General features: G+C 71.8%; 16 protein-coding genes. 6 read left to right on the forward strand and 10 right to left on the reverse strand.

The window, feature by feature from the left end; all coding sequences use genetic code 11:
* Nucleotides 1–211 precede the first annotated feature (211 nt).
* From HYQ63_RS09770 to HYQ63_RS09800, 7 genes are all read right to left on the reverse strand, one after another.
* Nucleotides 212–1519 carry an NtaA/DmoA family FMN-dependent monooxygenase gene (locus HYQ63_RS09770; RefSeq protein ID WP_179933458.1) on the reverse strand — a complete coding sequence of 436 codons (1308 nt, stop codon included), beginning with the start codon at nt 1517–1519 and terminating at the stop codon, nt 212–214.
* Entirely contained in the window at nt 1516–2628 is a 1113-nt protein-coding gene (locus HYQ63_RS09775) for an LLM class flavin-dependent oxidoreductase (protein ID WP_179933459.1), read from the reverse strand. The genes HYQ63_RS09770 and HYQ63_RS09775 overlap by 4 nt, the downstream gene beginning before the upstream one ends.
* A 33-nt stretch (nt 2629–2661) precedes the next feature.
* The gene (locus HYQ63_RS09780) at nt 2662–3627 is read right to left on the reverse strand and encodes an ABC transporter substrate-binding protein (protein WP_179933460.1); all 966 of its coding nucleotides are present in this window, start codon (nt 3625–3627) and stop codon (nt 2662–2664) included.
* A 41-nt stretch (nt 3628–3668) separates the two neighbouring features.
* Nucleotides 3669–4421, reverse strand: coding sequence for an amino acid ABC transporter ATP-binding protein (locus HYQ63_RS09785; RefSeq protein ID WP_179939921.1), 753 nt, complete (start codon nt 4419–4421; stop codon nt 3669–3671).
* A gap of 5 nt (nt 4422–4426) precedes the next feature.
* The gene (locus tag HYQ63_RS09790) at nt 4427–5314 is read right to left on the reverse strand and encodes an amino acid ABC transporter permease (protein ID WP_179933461.1); all 888 of its coding nucleotides are present in this window, start codon (nt 5312–5314) and stop codon (nt 4427–4429) included.
* Nucleotides 5315–5357: 43 nt separating this feature from the next.
* Complete coding sequence (locus tag HYQ63_RS09795) at nt 5358–7259, reverse strand: FAD/NAD(P)-binding domain-containing protein (RefSeq protein ID WP_179933462.1); 1902 nt, start codon at nt 7257–7259, stop codon at nt 5358–5360.
* Nucleotides 7260–7690: 431 nt separating this feature from the next.
* A complete protein-coding gene (locus HYQ63_RS09800; protein WP_179933463.1) occupies nt 7691–8944 on the reverse strand; it encodes a DUF5685 family protein in 1254 nt (417 codons plus the stop codon).
* A gap of 233 nt (nt 8945–9177) precedes the next feature.
* Between HYQ63_RS09800 and HYQ63_RS09805 the strand changes: the two genes are divergently transcribed.
* Nucleotides 9178–9612, forward strand: coding sequence for a cell division protein SepF (locus tag HYQ63_RS09805; RefSeq protein ID WP_123105865.1), 435 nt, complete (start codon nt 9178–9180; stop codon nt 9610–9612).
* 146 nt (nt 9613–9758) lie between these two features.
* Here HYQ63_RS09805 and HYQ63_RS09810 read toward each other — a convergent pair whose 3' ends face one another.
* A complete protein-coding gene (locus HYQ63_RS09810; RefSeq protein ID WP_179933464.1) occupies nt 9759–10946 on the reverse strand; it encodes an acyl-CoA dehydrogenase family protein in 1188 nt (395 codons plus the stop codon).
* A 100-nt stretch (nt 10947–11046) separates the two neighbouring features.
* Nucleotides 11047–12762, reverse strand: coding sequence for an MFS transporter (locus HYQ63_RS09815; RefSeq protein ID WP_179933465.1), 1716 nt, complete (start codon nt 12760–12762; stop codon nt 11047–11049).
* 360 nt (nt 12763–13122) lie between these two features.
* On the opposite strand from HYQ63_RS09815, the gene HYQ63_RS09820 reads away from it, so the two are divergent.
* Nucleotides 13123–14307, forward strand: a complete 1185-nt coding sequence (locus tag HYQ63_RS09820; protein WP_179933466.1) for a hypothetical protein — start codon at nt 13123–13125, stop codon at nt 14305–14307.
* 314 nt (nt 14308–14621) lie between these two features.
* Nucleotides 14622–15668: a phosphatase PAP2 family protein gene (locus HYQ63_RS09825; RefSeq protein ID WP_179933467.1), complete on the forward strand. Its 1047-nt coding sequence runs from the start codon at nt 14622–14624 to the stop codon at nt 15666–15668.
* 162 nt (nt 15669–15830) lie between these two features.
* Here HYQ63_RS09825 and HYQ63_RS09830 read toward each other — a convergent pair whose 3' ends face one another.
* Nucleotides 15831–16046, reverse strand: a complete 216-nt coding sequence (locus HYQ63_RS09830) for an I78 family peptidase inhibitor (protein ID WP_009719045.1) — start codon at nt 16044–16046, stop codon at nt 15831–15833.
* Between the two features lie 416 nt (nt 16047–16462).
* Here HYQ63_RS09830 and gvpO point away from each other — a divergent pair, with 416 nt between their 5' ends.
* From gvpO to HYQ63_RS09845, 3 genes are read left to right on the forward strand one after another with little or no spacing between them, the layout of a single operon-like run.
* Entirely contained in the window at nt 16463–16765 is a 303-nt protein-coding gene (gvpO, locus tag HYQ63_RS09835; protein ID WP_179933468.1) for a gas vesicle protein GvpO, read from the forward strand.
* 50 nt (nt 16766–16815) lie between these two features.
* Nucleotides 16816–17289, forward strand: coding sequence for a gas vesicle structural protein GvpA (locus tag HYQ63_RS09840; RefSeq protein WP_179933469.1), 474 nt, complete (start codon nt 16816–16818; stop codon nt 17287–17289).
* Entirely contained in the window at nt 17289–18008 is a 720-nt protein-coding gene (locus HYQ63_RS09845; protein ID WP_179933470.1) for a GvpL/GvpF family gas vesicle protein, read from the forward strand. Before HYQ63_RS09840 ends, HYQ63_RS09845 begins: the two co-directional genes overlap by 1 nt.
* The last annotated feature ends 14 nt before the right edge of the window (nt 18009–18022 follow it).

Raw genomic sequence — 18022 nt, forward strand, 5'->3', positions numbered from 1 at the left:
CTGCCGGAAGTATTCGCGGCCACGACCGCAAAGGGCAAGAGGACAATTCGGAAACCCACCGGGCACACGCCACATGGCCCCGGCGCCTTTCGGCCGCCGGGGCAGTGCGCCCTTCCCTCGGGCACCCGGTGAGACGAGCGCTGTGGCCGCCGGGTTCCACTCCGTGCCCGGCCCCCTGGCCCCGCCCCCGTACGGCCGCCTCCGGTACCGCCTATTCCGGGGCGCCCGGGCGGGAAAGCCCCAGATGGTCGCGGAGGGTGCGGCCCGTGTACGCGGTGCGGAAGACGCCCCGTTCCTGGAGCAGCGGAACCACCCGGTCCACGAACTCGTCGAGCCCGCCGGGGGTCAGATGCGGCACCAGGATGAAGCCATCAGCGGCCTCGTCCCGTACGAAACGCGCCATCTCCCCGGCAACCGCCTCCGGGGTGCCGATGAACGACTGCCGCCCGGTCGTCTCGATGACGGTCTGCCGGATGGAGAGCCCCTTCTCCTCCGACAGCGCCCGCCACTTGGCCGCGAGCGCCAGCGGATCGGCGTGCCGCACCCGGCCCTGGACGAGCTGGGAGCCGGGGTCCGGGTCGATGTCCGGAAGGGGACCGTCCGGGTCGTATCCGGACAGGTCCACCCCCCAGACCTGTTCCAGGGTGAGGATCGCGGTCTGCGGTGAGACCTGCTGCCGCCGGATCTCGGCGGCCCTCTCCTGGGCCTCGGCCGCGGTGTCGCCGAGGACGAAGGTGACGCCGGGCATGATCTTCAGATCCCCGGGCGCCCGGCCGTACGCCGCCAGCCGCCGCTTGACGTCGGCGTAGAAGGCGCGGCCCGCCTCCAGGCCGCCGTGCCGGGTGAAGATGATGTCGGCGGCGGAGGCCGCGAACTCCCGGCCCTCGTCGGAGTCCCCGGCCTGGATCACCACCGGATGACCCTGCGGGGAGCGCGGTACGCCGAACCGCCCCTCGATGTCGAACTGCTCGCCCCGGTGCGCGAACGGGCGCGGCGCACCGCCCTCCGGCCAGGAGTCCCACAACTCGCGCGCGGTGGCGACGAACTCGGCGGCCCGGGTGTAGCGGTCGGCCCGGTCGAGGTAGCCGCCGCGCCGGAAGTTCTCGCCGGTGAACGCGTCGGAGGAGGTGACGACGTTCCAGGCGGCGCGGCCCCCGCTGAGGTGGTCGAGGGAGGCGAGGCGGCGGGCGAGTTCGTACGGCTCGTTGAAGGTCGCGTTGACGGTGGCGGCCAGGCCCAGCCGGTCGGTGACGGCGGCGAGCGCGTTCAGCACGGTGAGCGACTCGGGCCTGCCCACCACGTCGAGGTCGTGGATGCGGCCGCCGTGCTCCCGCAGCCGCAGTCCCTCGGCGAGGAAGAAGAAGTCGAACAGACCGCGCTCGGCGGTGCGCGCCAGATGGTCGAAGGAGCTGAAGTCGATCTGACTGCCGGACCGCGGATCGGCCCACACCGTCGTGTTGTTGACGCCGGGGAAGTGCGCGGCCAGATGGATCTGCCGGGGCTGCTGTCGGTCGTTCACAGGGCTGCCTCCCTCGCGCGGGTGTAGCGGTTGGCCGGGCGCGGCCGCCCCAGGTGCTCGCGGAGCGTCGTACCGGGATAGAAGGTGCGGAACAGCCCGCGGTGCTGGAGCAGCGCGACCGTGCCGTTGACGAAGCGCTCCAGGTCGCGGCGCGGGACGACGGGGGTGATGTGGAAGCCGTCCACGGCACCGGCGTCCTGCCATCCGGCGATCAGGTCCGCGAGGTCGACCGGTCCCCCGCGGTACAGCGGCGGGGCACCGTCCCGGGCGGTCAGCCCGTCCGGGGCGGTCAGCGGGCCCTGGGCGGGGGCGGGTTCGACGGCGCCTTCGCCGTCGCCCAGGTCCACCGCGAGGGCGGCGAGCACGGTGAGCGCGCCCGGGTCCCGGCCGTACGCCGCCGCGCGGCGCCGCAGTTCGTCCCGGATCCGGCCCGCCGCCCCCGCGTCGGTCGCCCGTACGCAGGCCACGTCGGCGTGGCGGGCCGCGGTGTCCCAGGTCACCGGGTCGGTGGCGGCGACGGCGACCACCGGGTGGCCCTGGGGCGGGCGGGGCACGATGGCCGGGCCGCGCACCCGGAAGGCGGTGCCCTCGTAGTCGACGTAGTGCAGCTTGTCGCGGTCGACGAAGCGGCCGGTGGCGGTGTCGCGGATCTCCGCGTCGTCCTCCCAGCTGTCCCACAGCCGGGCGGATACGTCGGCCACCTCGCCCGCCTCCGCCCAGAGTTCGGCGGCGGGGGCGGCGGGGCGGCGGCCGACCAGCCGCGCCTCCGCCTCGGTGGCCGACACCTCGACGGTCCAGCCCGCCCGGCCGCGGCTCACCCAGTCCAGGGTGGCCACGGCGGACGAGACGTGGAACGGCTCGGTGTGGGTGGTGGTGACGGTCGGCACCAGGCCGATCCGCTCGGTGGCGGGCGCGACGCGCGCGAGGACGGCGAGCGCGTCGAGCCTGCCCTGCCCGTCCCCCGGCGGGCCGAACGTGTCGTCCAGGGTGACGAAGTCGAGCGTGCCGCCCTCGGCGAGGCGCGCCAGCTCGATGTAGTACGGCGCCTCGTACTGGCCGACGCCGTCGATGGCGGCGGCCAGATGCAGGGGGCCGGTCGGTGTGGCCATGGGTGTGGGGCCCTTCCTCGGTCGGGGAGCCGGTCAGCTCGTGGGCAGGCCGCGCGGGTTGATCTCGGACTTCTTCACGGCCTCGCTGGCGAGCCCCCAGCGCTTCAGGACCCGGGCGTACGAACCGTCCTGGATGATGTGGTCGATGGCGGCGGCGTACGCGTCGACCAGCCCGCTGCCCTTCTTGGTGGTGGCCGCGATCTTGCCCTGTACCAGGTCGCCGCCGCCGGAGAGCGTGCCGACGATCCGGGTCTGCCCGGCCGAGGCGACGTGGTAGGCGGCGGTGGGGTGGGGGCCGAGGTAGGCGTCGATGCGCCCGGACTGGAGGGCGAGGTAGTAGTCGGTGTCCTTCTGGAAGTACTTGATGTCCACGGGCTTGCGGCCCGCCTTCTCGTTCTCCTTGCTCCAGTCGACGAGGATCTTCTCCTGGTTGGTGCCGGAGGAGACCGAGATCGTCTTGCCCGCGACGTCCTTCGGGCCCTTGATCCGCCACGAGGCGCCCTTCTTGGCCTCGAAGGCGAGGTTGTCCAGCCGGTAGGTCGCGAAGTCGTACTTCTCCTTGCGCTCCTCGGTGACGGTGACGTTGGAGAAGACGGCGTCGAACTTGGAGCTGTCCAGGCCGACGAAGAGGTTCTCCCAGGAGACCGCCTCGAAGGCGACCTCGAGCCCGAGGGTGTCGGCGACCAGGGTGGCGAGGTCGATCTCGACGCCGATCCGGGTCTTGTCGTCGGTCGCGTAGAAGCCGAGCGGCGGCGAGGCGTCGGCGCTGCCGCCGAGGCGCAGCGTGCCGCGGCGGCGGATCGCCTCGGGCACCTTGGCCGCGATCGCGTCGGCCTTCTTGCCTCTGATCCGGTGCTGCCGCGGGCTGACGTTGAAACCGGCGCCCTTCTTGCCGCCGGCGCCCACCGTCTGCTGGGCGTCGCCGTCGCCGCAGGCGCCGAGCAGGGCGGTGGCGGGGACGGTGGCGAGGGCGGCGAGGAGGGTGCGGCGGGTGGTCACGGGGGTGCTCCTTGAGTGCATGGAGGTGTGCATGGGGTGGTTCACAGGACCTTGGAGAGGAACGCCTTGGTGCGTTCGTGCCGGGGATGGTCGAGGACCTCGGAGGGCGTCCCCTGCTCGACGATCCGGCCCTCGTCCATGAAGACGACGGTGTCGGCGACCTCGCGGGCGAAGCCGATCTCATGGGTGACGACGATCATCGTGGTGCCCTGGTCGGCCAGGTCCTTGATGACGTCGAGGACCTCACCGACCAGCTCGGGGTCGAGGGCAGAGGTCGGCTCGTCGAACAGCAGCAGCTCGGGCTCCAGGGCGAGCGCGCGGGCGATGGCCACCCGCTGCTGCTGCCCGCCGGAGAGCTGCCGGGGGTACGCGGACGCCTTGTCCCCGAGCCCGACCCGGGCGAGCAGCCGCTCCGCGGTCTCCACCGCCTGCTTCCTGGGGCGGCGCAGGGCGGACACCGGGGCCTCGATGATGTTTTCCAGCACGGTGAGGTGCGGGAAGAGGTTGAAGTTCTGGAAGACGAAGCCGATCCGGGTGCGCTGCTTGAGGATGTCGCGCTCGCGCAGCTCGTACAGCTTGTCGTTGCGCCTGCGGTAGCCGACCAGCGAACCGGCGACGCTGATCCAGCCGCTGTCGACCTTCTCCAGGTGGTTGATGGTGCGCAGCAGCGTGGACTTGCCGGAGCCGGACGGGCCGAGGACGACGGCCACCTCTCCGGTGCGCACCTCCAGGTCGATGCCGCGCAGCACCTGAAGCGACCCGAAACTCTTGTGGACGGAACGGATGTCGACCATGGCGGTCATCGGGTGGCTCCCCGGGAGAAGTGGCGCTCGACGAAAGTCTGGGCGATCGAGAGCAGCGTGGTCAGGATGATGTACCAGACGGTCGCGACCATCAGGAGCGGCACGACCCGGCCGTTGCGCCCGTAGACGACCTGCACCTGGTAGAAGAGTTCGCCGATCGCCATGACGGAGACGATCGAGGTGCCCTTGAAGAGGGAGATGACCTCGTTGGCTGCGTTCGGCAGGATCGAGCGCATCGCCTGCGGCAGCACGATGCGGCGCAGCTGCCGCAGCCGGGGGATGCCGAGGGCGGCGGCCGCCTCCAGTTGTCCGGTGTCGACGGCGAGGACGCCGCCGCGCACGATCTCGGCCGCGTACGCCGCCTGGTGCAGGGCGAGTCCGAGGACGGCCGCGCTCATCGCGCCGACGAGTCCGGCGGTGTCGAAGGAGAAGAAGCCGGGCCCGAACGGGATGCCGAAGTCGAGCCGCTTGTAGAGATAGGTGAGGTTGAACCAGAAGAGCAGCTGGACGATGAGCGGGATCGAGCGGAACGCCCAGATGTAGGTGAAGGCGACCGACTTCAGGAACGGGCTCCTGGACAGCCGCATGAAGGCGAGCACGATGCCGAGGGCGAAGCCGAGCGCGGTGCCGTAGAACGTCAGCTGGAGGGTGATCCAGACGGCCTTGAGGATCGTCTCGGTGGCGAAGAAGTCGGCGAAGACCTCCCATTCCCAGCCGGGGTTGGTGATCAGGCCGTGCGCGAACTGGGCGACCAGGACGGCCGTCACGGCGACGGCGACCCAGCGCCACGGGTTGCGTACGGGGACCACCTTCAGCGCGGAGTAGTCCTCGGGAGCGGCCCGTTCGGGCGCTTTTTTGATGGGTGGATCAGAGGTCAGAGACACGGGTGTCCTTCAAGGGAAGCGGGGTTTTCGGGCGGGGTACGGCTCAGACGGCGAGCGAGGCGCGACAGGACAGGTCGCGCAGGCTGAGCAGCAGGGCGCGGGAGGTCGCGTCGTTCTGCCGGAACGCGGGGGCGTTGGTACGGGGCCGGGCGAAGGCACCGGAGGAGCGGCCGTCGGTGTGCGGGCCGAGCGCGAAGCGGCGCGGGTGGGGGCGTCCGGCCCGGTCCAGGATCCGGGCGTCGTCCGGGCTGACGGCGAGCAGCCCCGCGGGGGTGGCGGCCGCGCCGTCCCGGTGGAGGGCGCGCAGCAGCGCGTCGCGGGAGCGGGCCACGGTCGGCTCCGGCAGCCGGGCCTCGACCAGGGCGCGGGCCTCGACCTGACTCCCGGGGACGCTCGCGCCGCCCGCCCGGAACACCCCGCGCTCCGGGTCGGCGGTCACGGTCATCCCGGCGCCGAGGAAGCGGACGACCCCGGCGCGGGAGAGCGCGAGGAGCTGTTCCAGGCGCGGACCGGGCGGACCGGAGGCGAGATAGCTGAAGAAGCCGTGCCACCAGCCGCCGTCGCCGAGGTCCCCGAGCCGGGTGAGCTGGCCGTAGACGGAGAGCAGGGCGAGGAAGACGGCCAGGTCGGTGCTGTGCGCGGGGTCGTGGCGGCGGGCGAGATCCGCCTCGATGTAGCCGCGCAGCCCCTCCTGGAGGGCGTCATGACCGGGGAAGCGCAGCCCGTCGAGCGGATGGTCGAGGGCGTCGAGGTCGAGCCGGTCGGCCGGATCGGGGACGGCGGCGGCCACCAGGGCGTACAGTTCGGCGCTGCCGGGCGGGCAGGCGGCGTACCGCTCCTCGAAGTCGGACCAGTCGGTGGCCGTGCGGTCCGGGTGGACGGTGAACAGCCGGTGGTAGTGGGCGAATCCGAGTTCCTTGTCGATCAGCGGCCGGATGTCGCGCCGGAAGTCGGGCGGTGTGGGGCGCCGCAGCAACGCCTCGACCTGGGCGGGGCCGAAGAAGCGGGGTACGGGCGGCCGTTCGCCGGACAGCTGGTAGCCGATCTTGGCGTGGTACGGGACGCCGCGGCGCGAGCCGACGTACAGCACGGGTTCACGCCCGGAGGGCCGGTAGACCGGCTCCCCGGCGGGCCCGCGGTCGTACCGTCCCCCGCGTCCCTCGGTGAGCAGCACCATCAGATCGACGAAGGCGAGGCCGAAGCCGCGGACGATGACCGGCTCACCGGGCCGCAACCGGCTCAGATCGCTGTCGGCGGTGAACTCGGGCGGCAGATGCGCGAGCTGGTGCTCGGCGGCGAAGGCGGACAGCGCCCGCTGCTCGGGGTCGGGCTCGGCGTCGAGATGGCCGAGGGCGAGGACCACGGCGTCGGCGACGAGCGGTTCGGCGCGCCCTTCCAGCCACACCCGCTGGCGTCCGTCGGGCGGTCCGGTGACCCGTACGGCGCGGTACGGGTGCTCCTGGACGGTGACCCCGGGCGGCAGGGCGGCCACCGACCGCTCGTACACCCAGCGCAGATAGGCGCTGTTCAGCCGCCGGGTGGCGAAGCTCCGGCCGGTCAGCGACGTGGCCTCGGCGACGACCTCGGGCGGCAGGGCGGCCAGTTCACCGGCGGGCAGCGCCCCGCGGCGGACGCGGTCGGCCCACTCGGCGAGGGAGGGGCCGGGGCGGACCGGGCCGTCCCGTTCCACCGACTCGTCGGTGAACATGGTGACGTCCTCGGCCATGGAGTTCATCCACAGCAGCGGGGACTGGTCGGGGCGCCAGACGCGGCCGCCGCCGGGCGGATGCGGGTCGACCAGGTGCAGGGTGAACGGGGCTCCGTCGCCGTACAGTTCCGGCGCGTTGGCGGCGATCCGCTCGACGAGCCCGGCGGCGCGCGGGCCCGCGCCGACGATGACGACGGCGTGCGGTGATGGGGAAGCGGGGTCCGGGGTGGCGGACATGCGAAGGCTCCGTGAGTTCGTAAGTGAACACACGCATTGCCTGCACACACGAAAAGCCGAGCCCCTCAGCACGGCGTGACGCCGAGGCTAAGGCGTCCCCACGGCCCGTTGTCAAGGCTGTCCGAACTGTGAGCGGCGCGTCTCACCGCGGTTGACGCGGAAGCGGAAGGCTGCTCCACTTGCCCCATGTACTCATGGCAGCGACTGGTCACGCGCGACCACATCGACTTCGGTCGGGTGTGGTCGTCGTCCTGTTCGGGCTGACACCGCCCGCCTCCGCTGCCCCTGGGCTCTTGAGGCTTCGCCTGCCCGCCGGTCCTTTCCGGTGTGGCCGTTACGTCCGCGTCGTCACGCGCCTTCACACACGCTTCAGCGTTTCACCCCTCCCCTCGCACGACCTGTTTCGGGGGCGTCCTGTTTCGGGGCGTCGACTAGCAGCCGCAATCGCAGCCGCAGTCACAACCGTCACAGCAGTTGCTACAGCACTCGCAACCATCACAGCAGTTACCGCAGCAATCACAACAGTCCGAGCAGTCACTGCACTTCTGGCACCAGCCCTCGCGCGGCTCTCCCGACCACGGGTCGTGGTACGGGTCCCGGCAGCACACCTGGCAGGTGCAGAAGAGCCCGGCCCACACCGCGCACCCGGCTATCAGCCCGCGCCGCCTGCCCCGGTCCGGCGGCTCGGGCGGCGTCCCGCCGGGTCCGTCCGGGGCGTCGGGCCCCTGCGGGGTGATCCACGGCGACTGCGGCGGCGGCGCGCCCTGGGACGACGCCGGGGCGTCCGCGGTCTGCCCGGTGTGCCCGGTGTGCGTACAGGAGGTGGTGCCGAACGCCCGGTCCACCGCGCGCGGCAGCTCGTGCGCCAGCAGCACATGGGCGAGCCTGCCGGACCGCTTGCAGGCGAAGTCGACGTCCTCGAGCGCCAGCCGCACCCCGTGCGCCGCGTCGTCGCACAGCCGGCGCACCTCGGCGAGGTCCGCGCCGGTGGCCGTGATCGGGTTCCAGGCACCCGTCTCGGCGTCCTCGACCAGGTCCTCGACCGCGTCCAGCAGATGCGCGAGCCTGCCGAAGAGCCGTCCGGCCTCCTCCAGCGGCGCCCGGTTGCCGGGCTTCCCGGCCAGGACGGCGGTGTGACCGAAGGCCGCGGCGGTCGCGGTCTCGGTCGGCTCCGTGACCGTCAGCAGCGAGGTACCGGCCCCCGCCAGCTCCTCGATCTCCTGCTGCCGCCCGACCGCGTCCAGCAGCAGGGCCGTGTCGAAGCCGATCTCGGCACCGCTGCGGGCGCCCGCCCGGTCCCACCGCCCGGCCACCCGGCGGGCGGCCGCGGCGACCGGACGGCGGGCCAACGCCCCGTCACCGTCCGCCACATGGTCCCGTACCTTCGCGGAGGCCAGCACCAGCGAGACGGTCGCCGCGAGCCGCGCGCCCTCCCCCTGCGCCACCGACGCGGTGCGCATCCCGCGCAGCGGACACGGCCCCGCGGTGCGCCGCCAGCCGTCGGAGCGACCGGCCTGAGCCTCCACCAGAACCGATATGACCAGCCCGTCGTAGTTGGTGGCGACGCGGGCGAACTGACCGTGCTCACCGCGCAGCGCGAGGCACAACCCGCACAGATGCGCCATCCATTCCGTCCGCAGGTTTTGCGACAGCCGGTGCCGACAAGGCCGGATAATGCCAAACAAAACTGTCCCCGTTCACCCGTACGTCCCCGGTGTCACCCGTCCGGCCTGCGGAGTCTACCCAGCGTTCCGTCAGCCCCCTTCATCAGGTGCAACCCTGATATGGCGCCAAACGTTGTGCACCGGTAACGTCACAAATCCGCTGTGCGGCCGCAATCCACGTGGCACATCATCCGCATCATGGACGACCATAGAGGGGCGGACAGTACACACCGTTAAGAGGAGAGGAGGCGTCCATGGGATCGGTGCGCAAGGCGAGCGCTTGGCTTGGCCTCGTCGACGACAGCGATGACGAGCGCTACTACGACGACGACTACGCCGAGGGACCCGAGCCCGGCGACTCCTGGGTGACCGACCCGCGGGTGCGGGTGGCCGACCAGGCCGCGCAGGACCAGGGCACGCGGATCGCGACGGTCACCCCGGACGGGTTCCGGGACGCCCGTGGAATCGGTGAGATGTTCCGGGAGGGCATTCCGGTCATCGTCAACCTGACGACGATGGAGCCCGCCGATGCCAAGCGCGTGGTGGATTTCGCCGCCGGACTGACGTTCGGGCTCCGCGGCTCCATCGAGCGCGTCGCCAACCGCGTCTTCCTCCTCACCCCCGCCGACTACCAGATCGTCAGCGGGGAGCCCAGCCGCGGAATCGGCGGCTTCTTCAACCAGAGCTAGGTCCCCTTTTTTGGGGCTCGGTTCACCTCCGGGGCGCCTCAGCCCCTGTCGACGGTCGACCGTGCTCGACTCCTCGTTCCTCGGAGTCTCCGCGCGCTCTCCCTTTCGACAGCGGCGCGCCCCTTCGGCTCACTCGCCGAGGCCGCTCACCGGAAGGCATCCAGACCGGTGAGCGCCTTGCCGAGCACCAGTTGGTGCATTTCGACGGTGCCCTCGTAGGTGAGCACCGATTCCAGATTCGTCGCGTGCCGCATCACCGGGTACTCCAGGGAGATCCCGTTGGCGCCCAGGATGGTCCGGGCCGTGCGGCAGATCTCGATCGCCTCGCGCACATTGTTCAGCTTGCCGAAGCTGACCTGCTCCGGCCGCAGCCGCCCCGCGTCCATCCGCCGCCCCAGATGGTGGGCGAGCAGCACGCCCTTGTGCAGTTCCACCGCCATGTCGGCGAGCTTGGCCTGGGTGAGCTGGAAGCCCCCGATGGGCCGCCCGAACTGCTCCCGGGTGCGGGCGTACTCCAGCGCCGACGTGAAGGACGCGCGCGCCGCGCCCAGCGCGCCCCAGATGATGCCGTAGCGGGCGTGGCTCAGACAGCTCAGCGGTCCGCGCAGCCCGGTGACCTCGGGCAGTACGGCATCGGCGGGCAGCCGCACCTCGTCCAGGACGAGTTCGCTGGTGACCGAGGCGCGCAGCGACCACTTGTGCTTGATCTCGGGGGCGGAGAAGCCGGGTGTATCGGTGGGGACGGCGAAGCCGCGGATGCCCTCGTCGGTGCGGGCCCACACCACCGCGACCCCGGCCACCGAGCCATTGGTGATCCACATCTTACGGCCGGTCAGCACCCAGTCCGTGCCGTCCCGCTTGGCGTACGTGCGCATACCGGCCGGGTCGGAGCCATGGTCCGGTTCGGTGAGCCCGAAGCAGCCGATGACCTCGCCGGAGGCCATCCGCGGTAGCCACTGCTGCTTCTGCTCCTCGGAACCGAAGCGGTGGATGGCGTACATGGCGAGCGAGCCCTGCACCGAGACCAGGGAGCGGATGCCGGAGTCGGCGGCCTCCAGCTCCAGACAGGCCAGCCCGTACTGGACGGCGCTGGCGCCCGCGCAGCCGTAGCCGGTGAGGGACATGCCGAGCGCGCCGAGGGAGCCGAGTTCGCGGGTCAGTTCGCGGATGCCGGGCAGTTCGCCGCGCTCGTACCAGTCGGCGATGTGGGGCAGGACGCGGTCGGCGGCCCACTGCCGCACGGTGGTCCGTACCGCCAGGTCCTCCGGCTCCAGCAGGTCGTCGATGCCCAGCGGGTCGTCGGGGTCGAACGGCGGCAGGGTGCCAGCGGACATGGGTAGCGACCTCCGGTTCGGTGTGGCTTTTCCGGCCGCTGACGCTACGACCGGGTAACGCCTGCCGTCCAGACCGTGTGGATCAGTCGGGGACCGGAGGTCAGCTCCGGGACTCGGCGCCGACGACGGCGGCCGGGTCGCGGCGCGGCGGGGTGTCCACGATCTCCGCTGCATCCGGGTCGTCCGCGGTGCAGGGAGCGTCCGCGGCCCCGGCGGGACACGTGCCGTCCGTGTCGTCCTCGTCGGCGGGCCCGCACTCCATGGTCTTCGGCAGCCGCAGCGCGGCCAGCGCGCCCATCAGCAGCAGACCGGCGCTGACCGCGAGCGTCACATGGAGTCCGTGGACGAAGGACGCGCGGGCCGCGGCCATCAGCGCGGCCCCGGACTTCCCGCCGAGCTGGGCGGAGACCTCGTACGCCACGCCCAGCGACTGGCTCGCCTCGGCGCTGGCCTTGCCGGGCACCCCGGTCACGGAGGAGACGCCCGGCTTGTAGGCGGCGTTCATGACGCTGCCCAGGAGGGCTATGCCGATACCGGCGCCGAGCTGGTAGGACGTCTCGCCGATGGCGGCGGCGCCGCCCGCCGACTTGGCGGATGCCTCGTTGAGCATGGACTCGTACGCGCTGAACAGCGTGGTCTCCAGGCCGAAGCCGAGGACGAGGAAGCCGCCCACGAGCACCGCGGGCTGGTCGGACTGGCCCATGGTGATGAGCGACAGGACACCGGCGGCGGTGAGCACGAAGCCGAGCCCCACCATCATGCGGGGGCCGAGCCGCTGGAGCATCCGGGAGCCGACGAGCCCGGCGGCCATGGCGGCGAAGGTGAGGGGCAGCAGCCTCAGCCCGGTCTCCAGCGGGGTGAGCCCGAGGACGAGCTGAAGGTACTGCGCGGCTATCAGCTCCAGGCCGACGAGCGCGAGCAGGGCGACCACGATGCAGCCGACGGAGATCGAGAAGGCGGGCCGGGCGAACAGCTTGAGGTCGACCAGCGGATGCGTACGGCGCCGCTGGCGGCGGACGAAGAGCACCAGCACCACCAGCCCGATCAGCACCGGGGTGGCGGTGAGGGCGTCCAGGAGCCCCGCGCCGCTGCCCATCCGCTTCACGCCGAAGACGAGGCAGAACAGCCCGCCGGCGGCCATGAGCGCGCCCAGCACGTCCCAGGGGCCGTTCCGGTCGCCGGTGGACTCCGGCAGCAGCCAGCGGCCGACGGGCAGCGCCACGGCCATCAGCGGGAGGTTGACCAGGAAGACCGAGCCCCACCAGAAGTTCTCGACCAGGAAGCCGCCGAGCAGCGGGCCGACCGCCGCGCCGACCGCCGCGACCGCGCTCCAGATGCCGATGGCCAGGGCCCGCTCCCGGCGGTCCGGGAAGACCTGCCGCAGGATCGACAGCGTCGCGGGCATGATCATCGCGCCGCCGACGCCCAGCAGGGCGCGGGCCACGATGAGGATCTGTGGGGTGGCGGCGAAGGCGGCGAGCGCCGAGGCGGCGCCGAAGAACGCGTAGCCGAGCAGCAGCACCCGGCGGCGGCCGACCCGGTCGCCGAGGGTGCCGAAGAGGATCAGCAGCGAGGCACAGACCAGGGGGTACGCGTCGACGATCCACAGCAGCTCGATCGCGCCGGGCCGCAGGTCCTCGGTCACGGCCGGAACCGCGACGTGCAGCACGGTCGCGTCCACGGCGACGAGCAGCAGGCTGACGCAGAGCACGAGGAGCACGATCCAGCGGTTCGCGCCGCCGCCCGCCTCGGTACCGAGCCATTGCCGGGGAACGGCCGCCGTCCGCCGAGTGCGGGCCGTGGTCGTCCCGGACATGTACGCACCTCCCTGGTCTTGCGCTCGCGTCGCGCCGGGACGGGCCGAACGTCACTTCGTAGGGACGTGCGGCGGCCCGGCGGCGATGGCACGAGTGGAGAGGTCAGGGTACGCGAGTCGCCGCGCGAGGCGTGTGCCGCAGGTCATGTTATGGGCATCGCCGCAGGCCAGGACGGTGGAGTACGTTCCACAGTTCCCCTTTGCGCCCTGTCCGTCTCCGGTCCGTCTCCCGTCCGTCCCCCGTACGCCGACAGGCCGCCGGTCGGCCCTCGGCCGTCCTCCCTCCGTCCGTCGGCTGTTCGTCCGCCGGTTATCCACAGGCCCGGGCGGGCCCCGGAAACATCCTCGATAATCGTCGCCGTGACTGATCTTGCCCAAGCCGATACCGCGCCGCCCGGCGCCGGGCGGCCGGGCGGCGTGGCGCTCGCCGCGCTGCGCCGGGCCGCCCCGGCGCTGCTGCTGTATGCCGGGACGCGCGTGCTCGGCCTCGTGGTTCTCGCGGTCTGGGGGGCGGCTGCGGGCAAGAGTGCGCACCAGCTCCTCTCGGCCCGCTGGGACTCGCTCTGGTACTCCCGCATCGCCGAGGAGGGATACGGCTACACGATCCATCTGGCCGATGGGTCGGTCCACTCCAACCTGGCGTTCTTCCCGTTGCTCCCCTGGCTGGAGCGCGGCATATCGGCCGTGACGCCGCTGAGCGTGCCGGACGCGGGGCTGGCCGTGAGTTCGGTCACGTCGCTGCTGGCCGCGTGGGGGATCTTCGCGGTCGGCGATCTGGTGTACGGGCGCCGGGTGGGGATCACGCTGGCGGTGCTGTGGGGCGTGCTGCCGGTCGGGATCGTGCAGTCGATGGCGTATTCGGAGTCGCTCTTCACGGCGCTGGCCGCCTGGTCGGTGTATGCGGTGCTGACCCGGCGCTGGGTGTGGGCGGGGGTCCTCGCGGCGCTCGCGGGGCTCACCCGGCCGGTGGGCGCGGCGGTCGTCGCCGCGGTGTGGATCACGGCGGCGGTGGAGCTGCTGCCCGGTGGGCGGTGGCGCCAAGCGCTGCGTACGCATTGGCGCGTGACGGCCGGGCTGGCGATCGCGCCGCTGGGCTGGCTGGGCTATGTGACCTGGGTGGCGGTGCGGACCGACAGCCTCACCGGCTACTTCGACGTCCAGAACGGCTGGGGGAACGGGTTCGACGGCGGGCTGGCCTTCGCGGCCTTCATCGGCGGGCTGTTGGTGCATCCGCCGTTCGTGGCCGGAATCGCGCTGCTCCTCGCCATGGCCGCGCTGCTCTGGCTGTATGTGTCCTGCATACGGCAGAGCCAGCCGCTGCCGCTGCTGGTGTACGGCGGCGCGGTGCTCGTCCTCGCGCTGGCCGCCAAGGGGTACTTCGGCTCGAAGCCGCGGCTGCTCATACCCGCGTTCCCGGTGCTGATCCCGCTCGCGATCGCCCTGGCCCGGCTGCGTCCGGCGCGCACCGCGCTGATCCTGGGCTCGGTGGGGCTGGCCTCCGCGGCGTACGGGGCATGGTGGTTGCACGGCTCGGGACCGCCGTGATCCGGCCACCCGGTCCGGCCGTCCGGCGGCCCGCCGGACGGCGGCGGCGGGAGCCCGTCCGTCGCCCCGGCGACGCACCGGGAAACAGTGAGGAACGCCACGGCCAATCGCCGATAAACACCCCTGTAAGAATTCCATAAAGAGATCGCTCTTCGCTGATAGGAAGGCCAGCGCACAAATGCGCCGGGGCCTCGTGCATTCCTCGGAAAGGGGCGGCCAAAAGCAGCCCGACGAGACGCACCCCACATCACATCGTCATCACAAAGCGACCTGATCGACTGAACCCCCCTGTCACGCAATGTAACGTCGATTAGGTGCGTACCGAAGACAAGCTCCTCAAGGAGGAGCGACCTACCGATCTCGCGCGGCGCGATCCCGCGCGACCGCGGATGACCCGAACACGCTTCTGGCTGCTCGGAACCACCCTCGCGGTCTATGCCGCGACCGTGATCGGCGTGCTCACCACCTCGTGGCTGGTGAGGTTCGACTGGCAGGTCATGCTCTTCCGGCCCTACAAGCAGTGGCCGGAGTTCCACATGTTCCTGGACTACTTCGTCGTGATGGGCCAGCGCGGGCCCACCGCGGTGGCGGTCGCCGCCTGGCTGGGGTGGTGCTGCTACAAGCAGCGCACCCTGCGCCCGGGGCTGGTGCTGGGCACCTCGCTGCTGCTGCTGAACGCCACCGTGGGCGCGGTGAAAATCGGCTTCGGCCGACTCGGTCCGCACTACGCGACGAGCGTCGGCGCCAATGAGATGTGGCGCACCGGCGATATATTTCCTTCGGGTCACACCGCGAACGCGGTGGTCACCTGGGGTGTGCTGGCCTATCTGGCGACCACTCCCCTGGCCCGCAGGATCGCCTCGCTGATCGCCGCGGGCTTCGCCTTCGGCGTCGGCATGACGACCGTCTACCTCGGCACCCACTGGCTGAGCGACGTGGTGCTCGGCTGGGCCGCCGGAGTGCTGGTCCTGCTGGCCCTGCCGTGGCTGGAGCCGGCGATGGCCCGTGCCGAGGTGCTGCTGCTGGGCCTGTACCGGCGGATCCGCGACGGCCGGGCGTCGGTGCCCGTGCCGCCCGCGCGGCCGGCTCCCGGCCCCGCCCTGGCCACACCGCGCACCGCGCGCGACGACGAGCCCCCGGTCCGCGAGCCGGTGAGCGTGGTCGGCCGCCCGGGTGCCACCGGGCGGGTGCCCGAGGCGCGGCCGCACCACGCGGGGCGGCAGCACACGGTCCGCTCCGAGCGCACCCCGGTCACCCCGGTCGGCAGCCGCCGTCCGCCGCACGCCGACCGCGTGCCGCGCACCACGACCCCGTTCGGCCCGTCGGCCGGGCGCGGGCGCACCACGGCCACCGGCGGCTAGCCGCCCCGCCGCACCGCGGGCCGGTACGCACACCCCCGCGGCCCGCGGTGCGGCGGCGAGCAGATGCGCGGGCGAAGGCCCCGGAGGCTCCTGAGGGAGCTTCCGGGGCCTTCGTCATGCCCGTGGGCCCGTCGGTCCCGCGGTGTCGGCGACGGCGGGCCGTCAGCCGCGCCAGCAGCGCCGTACGGCGTCGTCGGCGACCTCGAAGTTGATGCGGCCGTACAGGTACTCCATCGTGATGATCGCGCCCGGCGGAAGCGCCCGCACGGTGGTCCAGCCCCGCTCGCGCGCCACGTCTTCGGCGGTCCGGGCGTCGAGCCCCACATAGCTGTCGAGGTCGTCGTCGGGTTCGGCCGGAAGGTTCGGTACAGGTCCCATGGCAGCCACCGTAGGCGTAGCGGAACGGGTAGGGCAGGCAGGAAAAGAACATGTTCCGGCGTGCTGTGGAGCACACCGACAACGCCTCATGCGGCCCACGTCCGCCATTCGTCACACTTGTGTCACAGAAAACACGCCCGGGTTTGTCATCGACTTTGTCACTCTTACGAGCCGCGTGTTGACGCCCCAAGGATGACGGAGAGTTTTCGTCGATATCCCCTGTCAAAGGCAGGGTTCTGGTATAGGCGCGAGGCCGCCCATGACATGCCCCTCGAGGAATTCAACGGCCGCAGGAATATGCCATCGCCGATCGGGCACCCGGGATCCGGAGCGCACAATTCCGACACAAATCGGGGAATTCGAACCCCGAGGTTTACCCCGCCGGGACCGCGGTACCCGGCGCCACCGAGGCGAACATGACAGACACATCCGATGGAACCCGCAAGAAGACGGCGACCAGTGGCCCGAGCCCACTGGCGCTCCTGCGATCCGCCCGGGAACAGCTCGCCGAACTGACGGGCCTGTACCCCGAGTCGATGCCCCGCCTGGAGCAGACCGACGAGGGCTGGGTCCTGGACGTCGAGGTGGTGGAGCTGGCCCGGGTGCCGGAGACGATGAGCCTGATGGCCCTGTACGAGGTGACTCTCGACGCGGACGGCCAGCTCACCGGCTACCGCCGCATCCGCCGTTACGAGCGCGGGCGAAGTGACCGCGGCTGACCGGCAGGGGGAACGGCCGGCCCGGCCGGACACGAGAGGACACACACGACATGACCACGGTTGTTCCGGCACAGCAGAGCAGGGGCGGGGGCGGCACCAGCGGCCTCTACGACGTCCTGGAACTCATCCTCGACCGCGGCCTGGTGATCGACGCGTTCATCCGCGTCTCCCTGGTCGGCATCGAGATCCTCAAGATCGACATCCGGGTCGTGGTGGCGAGCGTCGACACTTACCTCCGGTTCGCCGAGGCGTGCAACCGCCTCGACCTGGAGGCCGGGCCGAACAAGTCCCCCGGCATCCCCGAGATCCTCGACGGCGCCACCGAGGGAGCCGCCCGCAGCAAGACCAAGGGCGCGCTCAGCGGCGCCGGTGAGACCGTCTCCAAGGCCGCCCATTCGGTGGCCGAGGCCCTGCGGGGCGACGAGGAGCCCGAGCCAGAGGAAGCGCCCGCCCGCACCCGCTCCCGGCGCCCGGCGGCGCGCAAGTCCACGCAGTCCGCGTCGAGGAAGAGCGAGGAGAGCTGATGAGCACCTATGTGTACGGGATCGCCCGCGGCACCCTCCCGGACCTCGGCGACACCCTGCTCGGCATCGGCGATCCACCGCTGCCGGTCCGCGCGCTCAACGAGGGCGAGCTGGCCGCGATCGTCAGCGACTGCCCACCGGAGCTGAAGCCCCGGCGCCGCGACCTGCTGGCCCATCAGCACGTGCTGACCGAGGTGAGCGACAAGCGCTCGGTGCTGCCGATGCGCTTCGGCTCGGTCTCCGCCAGCGACGAGGACGTCCGCACGGTGCTGACCCGGCACGCCGACCGCTACGAGGACCAGCTCCAGCGGCTGGCCCACCGGGTGGAGTACAACGTCAAGGCGGTGCACGACGAGGACGCGGTGCTCCACCAAGTGCTCTCCGAGGAACCTGAGTTGCGGCTGATGGCCGAGGCCAACCGGGCCGCGGGCGGCGGCACCTACGAGGAGCGGATGCGCTTCGGCGAACTGGTGGCGAACGCGGTACGGGCCCGTGAGGTGCGCGACGCGCGGATCGTGGAGGAGGCGCTGGCCCCCACCACCGAGGCGGCGCGCCCCGGCCCGGAGGGCGGCGGCTGGTTCCTGAGCCTGTCGATGCTGCTGGCCAAGGACGGCGCCGAACCGCTGATGGAGGCGGTCGCCGACCTGGAGAACACCCACCCCTGGATCAAGCTGCGGGTCAACGGCCCGCTGCCGCCCTACAGCTTCGTCGAATCCTGATGCTGCTGATCGGC

Origin of the sequence: Streptomyces sp. Rer75 (assembly GCF_013414305.1) — a bacterium.
Classification (GTDB): Bacteria; Actinomycetota; Actinomycetes; order Streptomycetales; family Streptomycetaceae; genus Streptomyces; species Streptomyces himastatinicus.

What these genes read in the sequence shown, in the direction of transcription:
- HYQ63_RS09775 (WP_179933459.1), bottom strand. Translation starts at nt 2,628, where the DNA reads ATGGCCACACCGACCGGCCCCCTGCATCTGGCCGCCGCCATCGACGGC.
- HYQ63_RS09785 (WP_179939921.1), bottom strand. Translation starts at nt 4,421, where the DNA reads ATGGTCGACATCCGTTCCGTCCACAAGAGTTTCGGGTCGCTTCAGGTG.
- HYQ63_RS09795 (WP_179933462.1), bottom strand. Translation starts at nt 7,259, where the DNA reads ATGTCCGCCACCCCGGACCCCGCTTCCCCATCACCGCACGCCGTCGTC.
- HYQ63_RS09805 (WP_123105865.1), top strand. Translation starts at nt 9,178, where the DNA reads ATGGGATCGGTGCGCAAGGCGAGCGCTTGGCTTGGCCTCGTCGACGAC.
- HYQ63_RS09810 (WP_179933464.1), bottom strand. Translation starts at nt 10,946, where the DNA reads ATGTCCGCTGGCACCCTGCCGCCGTTCGACCCCGACGACCCGCTGGGC.
- HYQ63_RS09815 (WP_179933465.1), bottom strand. Translation starts at nt 12,762, where the DNA reads ATGTCCGGGACGACCACGGCCCGCACTCGGCGGACGGCGGCCGTTCCC.
- HYQ63_RS09830 (WP_009719045.1), bottom strand. Translation starts at nt 16,046, where the DNA reads ATGGGACCTGTACCGAACCTTCCGGCCGAACCCGACGACGACCTCGAC.
- gvpO (WP_179933468.1), top strand. Translation starts at nt 16,463, where the DNA reads ATGACAGACACATCCGATGGAACCCGCAAGAAGACGGCGACCAGTGGC.
- HYQ63_RS09840 (WP_179933469.1), top strand. Translation starts at nt 16,816, where the DNA reads ATGACCACGGTTGTTCCGGCACAGCAGAGCAGGGGCGGGGGCGGCACC.
- HYQ63_RS09845 (WP_179933470.1), top strand. Translation starts at nt 17,289, where the DNA reads ATGAGCACCTATGTGTACGGGATCGCCCGCGGCACCCTCCCGGACCTC.